The 13,715-nt window shown below is 26.9% G+C and carries 11 protein-coding genes and 1 pseudogene; 3 read left to right on the plus strand and 9 right to left on the minus strand.

Annotation, left to right across the window (positions count from 1 at the left end):
• The first annotated feature begins 211 nt into the window (after positions 1 to 211).
• Complete coding sequence (locus JXZ90_RS02565; RefSeq protein WP_205848215.1) at positions 212 to 1,174, plus strand: YwaF family protein; 963 nt, start codon at positions 212 to 214, stop codon at positions 1,172 to 1,174.
• Between the two features lie 46 nt (positions 1,175 to 1,220).
• Here the strand turns inward: JXZ90_RS02565 and JXZ90_RS02570 are convergent, their stop codons facing one another.
• From JXZ90_RS02570 to JXZ90_RS02585, 4 genes are all read right to left on the minus strand, one after another.
• Complete coding sequence (locus tag JXZ90_RS02570) at positions 1,221 to 2,591, minus strand: M17 family metallopeptidase (protein ID WP_205848216.1); 1,371 nt, start codon at positions 2,589 to 2,591, stop codon at positions 1,221 to 1,223.
• A gap of 121 nt (positions 2,592 to 2,712) precedes the next feature.
• On the minus strand, positions 2,713 to 3,048 hold the full coding sequence (gene hinT / locus JXZ90_RS02575; protein ID WP_205848217.1) for a histidine triad protein HinT: 336 nt from the start codon (positions 3,046 to 3,048) through the stop codon (positions 2,713 to 2,715).
• Positions 3,049 to 3,050: 2 nt separating this feature from the next.
• Positions 3,051 to 4,400: a HinT-interacting membrane complex lipoprotein P60 gene (locus JXZ90_RS02580; RefSeq protein WP_205848218.1), complete on the minus strand. Its 1,350-nt coding sequence runs from the start codon at positions 4,398 to 4,400 to the stop codon at positions 3,051 to 3,053.
• A 9-nt stretch (positions 4,401 to 4,409) separates the two neighbouring features.
• Positions 4,410 to 6,740: a HinT-interacting membrane complex protein P80 gene (locus JXZ90_RS02585; RefSeq protein ID WP_205848219.1), complete on the minus strand. Its 2,331-nt coding sequence runs from the start codon at positions 6,738 to 6,740 to the stop codon at positions 4,410 to 4,412.
• 131 nt (positions 6,741 to 6,871) lie between these two features.
• On the opposite strand from JXZ90_RS02585, the gene JXZ90_RS02590 reads away from it, so the two are divergent.
• The gene (locus JXZ90_RS02590) at positions 6,872 to 7,459 is read left to right on the plus strand and encodes a hypothetical protein (RefSeq protein WP_205848220.1); all 588 of its coding nucleotides are present in this window, start codon (positions 6,872 to 6,874) and stop codon (positions 7,457 to 7,459) included.
• 2 nt (positions 7,460 to 7,461) lie between these two features.
• Here JXZ90_RS02590 and JXZ90_RS02595 read toward each other — a convergent pair whose 3' ends face one another.
• The 5 genes from JXZ90_RS02595 to JXZ90_RS03390 form a co-directional block, all read right to left on the minus strand.
• Positions 7,462 to 8,445: a DMT family transporter gene (locus tag JXZ90_RS02595; protein WP_205848221.1), complete on the minus strand. Its 984-nt coding sequence runs from the start codon at positions 8,443 to 8,445 to the stop codon at positions 7,462 to 7,464.
• 108 nt (positions 8,446 to 8,553) lie between these two features.
• Entirely contained in the window at positions 8,554 to 8,931 is a 378-nt protein-coding gene (gene rplS / locus JXZ90_RS02600) for a 50S ribosomal protein L19 (RefSeq protein WP_205848222.1), read from the minus strand.
• Positions 8,921 to 9,604 carry a tRNA (guanosine(37)-N1)-methyltransferase TrmD gene (gene trmD, locus JXZ90_RS02605; RefSeq protein ID WP_205848223.1) on the minus strand — a complete coding sequence of 228 codons (684 nt, stop codon included), beginning with the start codon at positions 9,602 to 9,604 and terminating at the stop codon, positions 8,921 to 8,923. Before trmD ends, rplS begins: the two co-directional genes overlap by 11 nt.
• A complete protein-coding gene (rpsP, locus tag JXZ90_RS02610; RefSeq protein WP_205848224.1) occupies positions 9,604 to 9,984 on the minus strand; it encodes a 30S ribosomal protein S16 in 381 nt (126 codons plus the stop codon). Before rpsP ends, trmD begins: the two co-directional genes overlap by 1 nt.
• A gap of 172 nt (positions 9,985 to 10,156) precedes the next feature.
• Entirely contained in the window at positions 10,157 to 12,784 is a 2,628-nt protein-coding gene (locus tag JXZ90_RS03390) for an ATP-binding protein (RefSeq protein ID WP_241003399.1), read from the minus strand.
• 442 nt (positions 12,785 to 13,226) lie between these two features.
• Between JXZ90_RS03390 and rplK the strand changes: the two are divergent.
• Positions 13,227 to 13,661, plus strand: a pseudogene (gene rplK, locus JXZ90_RS02620) (50S ribosomal protein L11); the annotation flags it as partial.
• Between the last annotated feature and the right edge of the window lie 54 nt (positions 13,662 to 13,715).

Raw genomic sequence — 13,715 nt, forward strand, 5'->3', positions numbered from 1 at the left:
TTTATTGAAGAAAATATTTTATTTTTATTTTAAAAAAGAAGTTTGTGTTAAATATTAAAACATGAATTTTTTATATCCGAAATATAAACAATTATTTAAAACGTTTGAATTAATATTTTTTTGCCTAAAATTTTTTAAACGGAATTAAGTTTTTAATTTTGAACTTCTATTAAATAAAAAAGTTGTTTAAAATAGTTTTATAATTCTATTCATGTATGAATTTATAAAATATTTGTCTAAAGAATGGGATAGGCCTAAGTTATTTGGCGCTATGCACATATCTTTTTTAGTTGCTTCAATAATAATTATTGCTTTAATGGTTATCTTTATTAAAACTGAGAAAATGAATGTGAGTAAAATCAAAATCTTAGTTGGTATTATTTTTCTAATATTATTTACTGTTGAAGTATTAAAACAATTGTTAGCTATTGGGGTAATTGATGATTCATCAAGAACTTGAACTTACAAAATATATAGCAATCCTTCTTATATACCTTTTCAATTATGTTCTACGCCATTATATGCAATTCCTCTTTATTTGTGTGTTACAGATAAAAAAGTAGGAGATGCAATTCTATCGTATATAGGTATTTTTGGTTTATGAATGGGAGCATTTGTAATGTTTTACCCCGGAGACGTTTTTAACGAAAATATTTTCATTTGTTTTCACACAATGATCTATCATTCGTTACTATTTATATTAGGTTCTTTTTTGACAATAAAATTGATTATTAAATACCATTGAAAAGAATATTTATTCGCTTCAATAATATTTTTAATTTTCTATCTGATAGCAGTTGCCGGAAATGAATTTATTTATCAATTTAAAAATCGCAAAAGTTGGGAATGATTAAATGGTCTTAATTTGTTTAATATGTCTCATAGACAATTTACTCCGATGTTGAATGGATTTAAGAGTATAGCTTCTAAAATGCCTAATTATTTATGAACAATATTATATGTACCATTTACATTAATTGGTGTCTTCGTTGTATGAACAATGTTTGCACTTCCTTTATTTATTACTCAGTATGTAAAGAAAAAAAACAGAATAAAAAAAGAAATAGATATTTTAAAACACAAAGAGCAAATGAAGAAAATGAATACAGAAGTAGTGGAAACAATAGAAGTGCCAGATTTTGGCTTGTGAAATAATAAGAAATTTGAAAATTAAAAGTACAACCTTGATAGTTGTACTTTTATATATTAAATTAAAACTTTTATGCTAAAGCTAGTTCAGTTAATGTTCTAATCATAGGTCCTTGAGGTTCTTCATTAATATCTGCAGTACCCGCAACATCTATGTGTATATATTCAACATCATCTGTGAATTCTTTTAAGAACATAGCGGCTGAACATGAACCCGCATTACCTGAAAGGTCTGTATTTTTTAAGTCAGCAACTTTTGATGCTTTAATGTTTTTAGCAAACGCTGAGTCAAAAGGCATTCTTCAAATTAATTCGTGACTTCTTTCACTAGCGGACTTCATATCATTTCAAGCTTTATCTGTTGTTGTTCAAACTCCTGTGTATGTTTGACCTAAAGCAACTAAAATAGCTCCAGTTAATGTTGCAACATCAATTAAACGGGTAGCATTTAATTTTCTTGCGCCATATACTAAACCGTCAGCCATAACTAAACGTCCTTCAGCGTCTGTATTGTTAATTTCAACGCTCTTGCCATTCATAGCTTTTCAAACAGAATCGGGCAATGAAGCATCCCCGTTTACTCTGTTGTCTGTAATGCACATTACAGCAGCAACATTTTTCTTAGGTTTTAATTGAGCAATTGATGCCATTGTTGATGCAACTATTGCTGAACCAGACATATCGTATTTCATACCCAACATATGTCTTGGACCTTTAAGTGAGTATCCACCAGAGTCAAATGTAATACCTTTACCAATCATTACTGTTTTTTCTTTTGAAGATGGATCACCGTTGTATTGAATAACAACTACACGAGGTTCATAAACACTTCCTCTATTAACTGATAGTAAAAGGCCCATTTTTAAGTCTTCTATTTGTTTTTTGTTTAAAACAGTTACTTTTAAGTTTTTATATTTTTTGAAGTCTTTTTCAATAGTTGAAGCTAGAACTTCTGAATTTAAAATGTTTGGTGGTGTAATTTGTAGATTACGTGCATAATTTACATTTTTAGCTAAAATAAGTGATTTTTCAAAACTTTCTTTAACGGTATTTGAAACTTCACTTAGATATGCATTTAGTACAAATTCTTCATTTTCATTGTTTTTAGCTTTTTCATTATATAGATCTGCTTTTGCAAAGTAGTATCCTCTTACTAAAGCTTCTAGAACCCCTCTCGCACATATTGTTTCTGTTGTAAATGATTCAACATCCACTAAATAGTTACGACCTTGTTCAACAGGCAATTTTTTGAAAAATTCAAGTAAAGAAGCATATTCGAATTTATCTTTTTCTCCTAAATATACGTATGCTTCATTGTCATTTAAGTATTCTGTAATCACATTAGTTTTTTCAATTAAATGATCTTTTTTAGCATCACCTTTTCAAAACGCTTTTAGTAAAACATCACTATTTTTTTTATTTAATATTTTTTCAAATAACATATTTTTCCTCCTAATAATAATTTAATATTATTATTTTAGCACTAATAAAATTTATAACTTAATTAAATCAAATAACAATATTTAAATAATAAAAAAATGTTCACATAACATTTATGAACATTTAATTATCATGGCATTTTTTAGAATATGGAATTATATGGAAATGTGTATGAAAAACTGTTTGGTCAGCTTCAGAACCTGTGTTAACTAATAGCTTAAAAGCGGGTATGCCTTTATCTATAACTCTTTCTTTAGCTAATTTTTTTGCTATTGCCACACAGTGATTAATAGTATATTGATCCATCTCTAAAACGTTCTTTGATTCTTTTTTAGGCACAACAAGGAAGTGGCCGGGTTGAATTGGGAACTTATCTAGAAATGAAATACAAATATCATCTTCATAGATAATTTCAGCCGGCAATTCTCTATTGATAATTTTAGTAAAAATACTTGCCATAATTATTTTTTATCCTTATCTTTAGTTTCGACAAAAGGTAAATCTTTTACAACTGATAGTAATTCTTTATTATCAATATCTACCCGAATCTTGTAACCTAGTTTTACATATGCATGCATAGCTGTTTTAAATAATGATGAATCTTTTTGATAGAAAATATAGCAAAGTTTTTTTAAACTATCTTTGTAAGGCGTATTTTCGAAAGATAGAACAAATTTTTTTACAGTTTCTTTTTTATTTTCATCAGCACTTGGCAAATCTTTTTCTTGTAATGAACTAATAGGAACTATTTGGTTAACATAAGCAACAACGGGTGTTCCACCTTCTTTTTTATAGGGAACATAATTGTTTGTCTTAACATATTCTAGAGTTCTTAGTTGCTTTTCATCAGGAACTAAAAATCCTGTTAATTTATTTCCATCTTTAATTTTTAATAAATCATCATCACTTCATTTTAGAATTTTGTTTAGATCATATTCAGAAGGGTTCTTCTTAAAGCCTTGATATCCTAGTAGCTGAGTGTCTTGAGCATTTTGTGTTATTTTTTCTGGTGAATTATTTTCAAGTTTTTTATTTTTTGACGAGTCTTCAATAAAATCATTAAATTCTTTAATTCCAGAAATTACGCTATAACCTTTGATAAAGAATGGATCTTCAGTTTCGTCTGTAGCAGCAGAAGTTCTTTGTCATAATTGAGTATATTGATTTTTTACTGCATATTGGAGTAAGTGATAGTTTTGTATATCGTATTTAAGATTTTCATTGTATTTGAAGTTCTCATTCATTTTTGCAATAGTATCTTTATCACTAATCATTAAATATTTCATAACCAAGATCATTTTTTCAATGTTTCTACGTATTTGAGTTCCATCTACTTTTCATAAAATATGAAAAATTTCTTCACTAGGTATTTTATTAGGTTCTAATTCTCCAAGATTACTTTTAGTTGCTTTAATTCACTCTTTTGATATTTCTTTATCAAAAAGTGAGTTTTTTTGTCATTCAAGAGCCTTGCTTGAAAAATAGAATCTGTTTTCAGCAATTTTATCGCTTGCATAAAGTTTAAAAGCTTCATATGCTGCATTTTTAAATTCTGTATTTGATCAACATTTTTCTAAATATTCTTTTCTAATATCTTCAAATTTTGTTTTGTCTTTAGCTAATTTAAATTCTGATGAGATAGTCAAAAGTCTTCATTTGTCTTCTAATTTATCAGCATATGTTTTAAATTCATTGTCTTGTTCTATTTTTTCAGTTGAATCATATGTTTTATTTCCGCAAGAAATTGCGGTTGCTACAGTTCCAAAGGAAGATATAGTTCCCAAACTTAACATTAATTTTTTAAATTTCATAATTTCCTCCTACCCTTTTAATAACCTTAATCATTTATCAACTGAACTATAGAATAATTTAGACACGGGCTCATTATTTCTTTTAGTTGAGACATATTCGCCATCTATGTATTTAAAATCATCTATAACGTTTGCTTTAAATGTTGATTCTGCAAATTTCTCAATTTTTTTGGTTAATGAAGTTTTTGCTTCAAGTTTTGTTCAAGTCATTTTCTTATTATTTCAATCAATAAGTTTAGCAATATCTTCGTCCGTATACTTGGTTTGTTTTGATGTATCTTTATTTGAATAAATATTAGTTTGTGATTTTAAGTATTTTTTAAAATCATCATCGTTTAGCATTTTATCCAAAACATATTCTTGAGAACTTAAAGATTTGTTAATTAAGTTGAGTATGCCAAATCTAATTTTTTCTAAGTTTTCTTCTTGATCCACAAAATCTTCATGTTCTTTTGCAAAATCATTTTTAATCATTTTCATAATTACTTCTAATTCTGTTAGAGGTTTTGATGGATCTATTGCTCATTGATTTTGAAAATCTTGAATGTTTTTATATTTAACAAGTTTTATTCCTTCTTTAGTTAAAAGAATGTATGTGTTTTCATCTTTTAATTTATAAACTGAACTAACAAAGTTTTCGCCATCTTTTTCACCTTTATGTTCAAAAAGTTTTGCTAATCTATTTGAAATAATTTCATTTAGTTTTTCAGCATATAAACCTTGTTTATTTTCATTATTTTTATTTTTAAAGAATTTTAAAATTTCTTCATTATATTTTGAAGCGACAGCTTGTTTTTCAATTTGAGTTGAAGCTGAGGCAAAGTTATGGTCTAGTTTAGCATTTAATTTACTAATATCTTCAGTGGATGCACCAGAATTTTTGAATTGTTCTTTAATTTCTTTAACGATATCTTCTTGAATTTCTTTAAATGCATTAAATAAATCTATTTCTTTAGGAGCTTTATCATCTATAAAACCTTTTTCGTGTGTACCTAGAATATTATCCCCATACCCGATTAAAGGAAGCATTGTTGTGACATCATCATCACTACCATTTAGTAGACTTAAATAAGTAGAAATGCCTTTTGTTCCTCAATTATTTTTAACTTCTGAAGGGTCTAGAGAAAGTTTCGACAATACAGTTGTTCAATATAATGCTTTTTTTCTTTCTTCAAGATTGCTTGAATTTGATCATTCAACAAACTTATCAAAGTCTTGAAAACCTTCTTTAACCATTTCATAAGAAAATTTTGCATTTGAAGAAGCATCTTTAAATGGCCAAATGTAGATAAGTTTTTTTAGCATTTCTTCATTAATGGTTCATTTATTATTTTTTTGTGCTTTAACAACACCCGGAAGTGTAAATTGGCTTGTAATAATAGGGTCATTATTTTTTAAATATTCTTCAATAAATTTTGAAGCGGATTTATATTTATCATCAAAGGTCTTAATTGTTTTACCAGATTGCTTAATTGTTTTCATGATAAAACTGTCTGTCATAAAGGACATTGTTTCACCATCACTAGTTTCAAAGTAGTTTTTATTTTTTTCAAATCAAGGATATACTAGATCACCTTTGTTGAATAAAACAACATTTGTTGGGTTTCCCTTACTATCTATTTCGTAAATTGTATGTTGTGCTTTTCTTTTATAAATATTTTTAAGTGAATAATTTACCAGTCTAAAACTTCTTAGAGCGTCAGTTTTTATTGATTTTTCAACTTGATAAGCAATTGCCTCTTTTTCATTTTTTGCACCGCCAAAATTAGTTGATAAATAACTCTTAAACTTTTCTTCTCAATGATCATATCCATCTTGCAACTTAAGGTTACGTTTTTGATCGTCAATTTGTTTTTTATATTTTTCTTGCAATTCTTCAATAGATTTTAGAGCTATATTTTCTCGTTTTTCATCTTCGTCACCTTTCCTTGAGGCGTTGTAGAATCTTTGATATTCAAAACTACCTTTTGATTCAAGATCATAAAGATATGAGGTTGCAAGTTTAAATACTAATTCTAAATGTTTGTCAGGGTTTTTAGACATTTCATCTCATGATTTATTTTTGTCCTTAAAATCGTTTATAAGAATTGGTAGATCCTTACCATCTAATGTTTTAAATGTACCAACAGAAACTGTACCATCTAAAGCTGGTATTTCTTTTTTGTTTAATGAAGTCACAACTAAAGGAACTGTAATTCCTGTTGCAATTGCAGCTGTTAGTAAACCACCAAAAACAGCAATTTTTCAGCTCTTTTTTTTAGGTGCCTTAGTTTGATTTTCTTGGGCAGCATTCTTTTTAACTAAACGCTCAAAAAAACTTTCTTTTTTCTTTTTTGCCATAATTTCTCCTTCAAAATACATATATACCGAGATTTAAGTTATTATACTAAATATAGTATTAGTAATATGTAGCAATAATTTTTATATTATAAATTAATTTGAATAATTTGTTTCTATTATAATTCTCTATTATGGAACAAAACTTAATTATGTGTTGAAAAGAGTTAAAAAGTATATTGGATAAAAATAAAATAAAATATTCTCTTTCTCCTTCGACTACTAGATTAATAATTAACAAAAGAGAACTCACATTGGGTAATTTTTCAATATCTATATTTTGAAAAGATTTTGATTACTTACACTCAAAATACGAGGATAAGTTTGTAAATGATAGTGAAAAAATAGATTATTTCCGTCCTTATTTTAATTTTGAAGGTCAACGAATATATTTTGAATTAATAATTGGAACATCAATTGAAAAATTGAACAAGATGAATAAACCTAAAAATTTAAAATCAATTACATATTGAGGAAACAATAAGAAGAGTCTCTTATTAAAAGTTTTTCATCCAAAAAAAAGAATAACCTCAAGATTACTTATCAATATTCTAAATGAAGATAGATACACAAGATTTATTGTGTTGAGTGACTCTATTGATAGATTTTATATATTTAGAAATTCTAATTGATATAACAGTGAAAAAATTGAAGTTGAAAATGAAACATTTAACGTATTAGGCTTTTTTATAGATAAAAATAAACAAGATAAAAATAATTAGAACTAGGTTTTTTTGTTTTTGAATTTTGATTTTTTATCAAAATTAATAATTGTTAGTATAACTCCTATTATTAGAATAAAAGAAATTAAATATTCGTATCAAGGTCTTATTTCATATTCTCTAAAGCAAGGGATTAATATAATCAATTCTATTAATATTGCTCATGCAGCATAAGCCGTATCCATAGCTGTTGCAACTGAAATTGAGAGTTTATGTAAAGCACGATAGTACAAAGTTAAACTAATAGTGCCAAAAAACGAAGCGCCAATAATTCATAAAACATTAATATTTTGTAACATTTTTCCAGTTAAATTAAATGCTTTTATAGAAGGGATTATAAATATTAAAAATGTTAGTGACGAAACCATATTTCTTATCATAATAGACGGAACCTCTTGCATGCCTTTTTTTAATGATATTGTTGATAAAAATGCTTCAAGACCTCAAGAGATGAAACAAATAACAGCAAAAATATATCCCAAAATATCACCCGGATTATTAAATCAAGTAGATATTCCAAGTGAGGCTCCAGATAAAATAGCAATAGAAAAACCAGTATAAACATTTCATGAATTTTTTTGTTTTAAGAAAAAATATCCTAACATGACGCTTAATAAAGGATATAGTGACGATATAACATTAGCCTTACCTAATCCAATGCGCTGTATTGATAGATAATACATTGTAGTGCCTAGAGGAGCGCCTATGATACTTGAAATAATAAGAACAAAAATATATTTATTTTTAAAACTTATTAATAGTTCCTTGTATTGTTTTCTAACACCTAATATATAAAATGCACTCCAAATAAATGAAAAGAAATCATGTAAAAAAGTTAAAACTATAGATTCTTTTAGTGAAATTAGATAGTTTATTGAAAAAGAAAAAATAAGATAAATAACAATAAAAGTACTATCAACAGCGAAAAAAACTCCGCCTAATATTCCGCTAATATTTTCTTTAATTTTACTTTCTTTTTCTAGCATATTTTGAACCAATTTTTATTAGTTAATAATTTGATTGAAAAATTATAATTTTTTTAAAAAAAAGTAAAGAAAAAACACAAATATTTATTGTGTTTTAAATTTATTGAATTATTTATTAGTTTCTTTTTTGCTTGAGTTTGGTTTGATTTCCTTAAGTCTTGCTGATTTACCACTTCTTTGTTCCATGTAGTAAAGTTTTGCACGACGAACTTTATTTGATCTAACAACTTGAATTTGAGCTATTAGAGGTGAGTGTAATGGGAAAGTTCTATTTACACCAACACCGAATGAAGTTTTTCTAACTGTAAATGTTTCGCGTGTTCCTGATTCTCTTTTACTAATAACTAAACCTTCAAAAATTTGGATACGTTCTTTTTCTCCTTCACGAATACGAACATATACTTTAACATTATCACCAATTTTAAAATTTGGGTGATCCTTACGTAACTGATTTGATTCAACAGCCTCTAATAATTTATTTCTCATTTTCTATCCTTTCAATAATATCGGGTCTATTTTTCATTGTTTTTTTATATTTTGACTCTTTTTTTCATTTTTCTATTTCCGCATGATTACCATTTAGTAGTACTTCCGGAACCTTCATACCTTTATATTCTCTTGGTCTTGTGTATTGTGGATAATCTAATAGTCCATCACCCTGAAAACTGTCATTTTTATAGCTTTCTTCTTTAATGACTCCAGGTATCAATCTAATGATTGAATCCGCCATAACCATAGAAGGTAATTCACCACCAGTTAAGACATAATCGCCGATGGATATTTCTTCATCAACTAATTCGACAACACGTTCATCAAATCCTTCATATCGACCTGATATAAATGTTAGTTGCTCTTTTGTTGCCAATTCATGAGCTATTGCTTGTGAGAACACTTTTCCTTGAGGTGAAACCAATACTTTATAACCACCACGATTTTTTAATGAGTTTAATGCAAGGTCTATAGGTTCTACCTGTAAAAGCATTCCTACACCTCCACCAAATATTTCATCATCTACTTTGTGGTGTTTGTCTCTGCTAAATTTTCTAAAGTCAACAACATTAATATCAATAATATTTTTTTCTATTGCTTTAGCAATAATTGATTCTTCGATTAAAGGTTTAAAGTAGTTTGGAAAAAGAGTTAGAAAATTAATTTTCATTATTTAGTTGTTTTTTTAGCTGTTGTAGCTTTTTTAGCTGAGGCAGGTTTTTTAGCAGCTGCGGTTTTCTTAACTGATGTTGTAGCTTTTTTAGTAGGTTTTTCTTTTGCTTCTTTTTTAGAAGCTAATGTTCCTTTTTGAAATTTTTCATTTAGTTTTTTAGTTTTGAATAAGTTTTTAACTGTTTGTGAAACTTGTGCACCTTGATTAATTCATTTTTGTGTAGCTTCTTCATTTAAAACAAATTCTTTTGTATGTGGGTTGTAGTGACCTAGTGATTCTATGAATTTACCATCTCTTGGTGAATGTGAATCAGTGGCTACTATTTGGTAGAAAGCATTGAATTTACTTCCAGCTCTCTTGAATCTAATTTTTACCATATTTTAAATTCGCTCCTTATATTTTTAAATTTTATTTGTGTTCTTTATCTGTCAAGTAAAAGTGCTTGACATTAAAGTATTAAAAGTATATTAAAAAAACAGTATTTATAAAGAAAAAATAATTTTGTTTTATTTAATTAGAATTTTTAATCTATAAATATAGTACCGTTGTTTAAATAACATTCTTTTTTTCAAAATCTGTTATTTTTTTAATTGTTATATCTACAACTCTACTTTTCAAACTTTTATATAATTTTTGATCACCTATTATGTAAAATTGTTCCTTTGCACGAGTAACTGCAACGTTAAACAAATTTGGTTTTCCAGAATTAACGGCTCAATTTGCTGCGCCCCTAGACTCTCAACTTGCCCCTAAAACTAAAAATACAATTTTTGCTTCTTTACCCTGAAAAGTGTGTACCGTTCCTATTTTTTTATTTTCTAAAATATTTTTAAGTGATAATTTTAATTTTCTCTCCACGTTTTTGAAAGGTGTGATGACAAAAATATTATTTAATTCATCTTTAAATTGTGGACTTTTTAAGATTGATATTAGTTTATCGGATTGTGCTTTTACAAATTTGTCTTGATCGATGCTAGAAGGCACATCTATTCATTTTATAAATCCATAATCATCTTTTTTATCTGCAGGTAGAACCATTTTGTTGTGGTATGAAATTGCATTTGAAATATCAAACATAGGTCTTTTACATCTTCTATGTACTCATAAAGGTATTCCAATTCAATTTTCATCGTCGATAAAAAATCCATACTTTCCTGTTGCATCCATAAGGGTTTGCACTGAAGAATCATGTGATAAATACTTTTCATTTATTTTGAATTTATTTCTAATCATCGAGATAAGACTTTCACTCAAGGTCATAACGGGTGGGATTTGGAAAGGATCACCAAGAGCCATTATCTTTTTATTTCTATAAATTAAACCTGCGCCTGCATATGGTAAAGCTTGACCCGCTTCATCAATAAAAAGATAACCCATTGAATTTTCGCCTAAATTTTTAAAAAATGAATGTGCGCTAGCAAACGTGGTACTAATAACTGGAATAACAAAATTAATTCATCTTCAAGCATTTTCAATTTCACCTTTGTTATCTTGATACTTATTTTGATTTTGTCATATATTTAAAGCTTTTTTTATGTATTTTTTATTTTTTTCAATAAATTGTCTTCTTATTGCTAGAGATAATGCAAAAAGAGAGCTCTGCTTTTTCCTAAAAACATCGTCAAAAAAAGGTTTAGATTCATGAAACTTGTTATAGTTGTTATTAAATCGTAATAAAAGGTTACAAAACCGCTTCTTCTCAATACGTTTTATCCTTTTGCCTAAACATTTTTTAGTTATTCAGTTCGCATCATTTATTTTTGTTTCATGTTTATTTAGTGTCTTTGATTTTTTAAAATATTTTTTAGCCTTCTTTTTAAGTTTTTCTATTTCATTGTATTTTTTATTAAACTGCTCAGATATATTCTTATCCTTTCACTTTGGTTCGCTATCTAATATTTGAGATATAGCGTTGTTAATATTTTCTCTATTAGATTTTTTGCCACCTTCAAGTGAAAAAATACCCCATTTCTCTTCATTATCATTTTCTTCATAAATAGTTGAAGTAAGCTCTTTAAAATAATCAATTTCTAACGAGTCTTCAATATACTCTTTTTTAATATTTTTAGACAAAGGAATTTCTTTTACTATATTTTTTACAGCAATATTATTTGAACTTGCAACTAGTATATTTAAATTCGATATTTCACGTGGTAGGATTCCGTTACAGTTTGTGTGCATATATTTATCCACAATAATTTTTGCTTGTTTTGTAACTAGATCTGCAAAAATATCTTTTAATAAAGTTGTTTTTCCTGTTCCTGGGGGTCCATTTACACTTTTAATTGGAACATTATTCTCATCGACAGCTATATTTACTGCAACTTGTTGCATTAATGATAAAGGGAAGTTTGGAAACCTAGCTATTGGAAATTTTTCTGGATTTAATATTTTTGCAAAGTGCTTGAAATTTTTGTGATCCTCGATGTCTAAATTTATTGTTTTAACGCCTTTTTGTTTTCCAAATAAGTAGTTTTTAATATTTTTATTATTTAATTTGGTAGATAAGATAGTTTCTAAATCATCAATGTAAAAGGAATTAAAGTTTAGTGTTTTATCCGAAAAAAAGAATTTATTGTCAATAATAAATGAATCATTTTCTGAATATTCTATAGATGATTGGTTTTCCAAATTTCTTTTAATAGATGATTGAAGATTGTCAATTAAATTTAGTACATTAGATATACTTACATTAAAGTTTTTCTCTATATTTGTTTTTTCATCACTAGGTAATATATATTCTATAAAATCCTCTCTAAATTTTTTAAATGTATTTATGTTTCTAGGAATATCCATTTTTTTTAGAATATAAAATGTTGCTGAAACAAAAATATTGTTTTTTTGTAAAATAAGATCTTTGTCAAATTCTAAGGAAATACAAAATTTTTTGTCTGTATAATCTATATCCTCGTATTTTATGTTGTCTTTATCATCTTGTTTTAGTTTTAAAATACTAATAATTTCATTTAATTTTATTATGCCAAAATAAAGTATTAATTTTTCATTTGGGTGGTCTTTTATCTCGTTCTTAAAATAATTATAAAAATTATCATTATAGTTATCATTTACAATATTTTTTAATTGGCGTGATTTGTTTTTTTCTAGATTAGCTTCAGAAAGATATTCGGTCATTATTCAAGCGCTTATAATTGAATTTTTCAATTTGTTGTATTTCATTTTGTCCTTAGTTTTGTAAATATAATGTCTAGAGCACAATGTATTATTTTATGTCTAGTCTAATTTTATATTAACTATGATTTTAAATTTAAAAAACAAACAAAATTATATTTATAATAACTTTTATATATAAATTAGTAAGTGCTTCCTTCAAAATAAATATAAGTTAAAAACAGATTAATTAATTGTTATATTTAACATTTTTATAGTTATTTTAGTAAAACTTTAATATTTAAATTATAAGATGTATACTAAATCACTTTTCTTGTTTAATTTGCTTCAATTCAACATTAAAATTGAATAAAAATTCTTAAAAAAACACACTCTTAATATTTTATGTATGAGTTATAATTCTATATGCAATTATTAAATTGCCTCTTACTAGTGGGAGATCTTATATTGAGAAATCGCTAGAACCACATTATCGAAGGGATAACAACATATGGCAAAATCAAAAGCTGATATTGTCCGTGTGCGTAAATTGCAATTTATTGCTGGTCAAGCAAAACCTGGTCCAGCTCTTGCGGGTGTTGGTATTAACATGCCAGACTTCACTCGTGCTTTCAATGACGCAACACGTGATAGAGGTAATGAACCAGTTCCGGTTGAAATTACTGTTTACAAAGATAAATCATTTGAATATAAATTATTTACAGCTCCAGCAAGTTATAAACTTATGCAAGCTGCAAAAATTAAAAAAGGTAGTGCAAATTCAAAAACTACAAAAGTTGCAACAATCCAATTAGAACAACTAAAAGAAATTGCTACTTATAAAATGCCTGATTTAAACGCTAATACACTTGAAGCAGCAATGCACATCGTTGCTGGAACTGCTAAAAACATGGGTATTTTAATTGAAGGATACGATGATATTAAAGCTGAAAAAGCAGCAGCAAAAGAAGCTCAATTAGAAGCCCAAAAAGCTGCAGCT

Source organism: Mycoplasma sp. Mirounga ES2805-ORL (assembly GCF_017084445.1).
Taxonomy (GTDB): domain Bacteria; phylum Bacillota_I; class Bacilli_A; order Mycoplasmatales; family Metamycoplasmataceae; genus Mycoplasmopsis.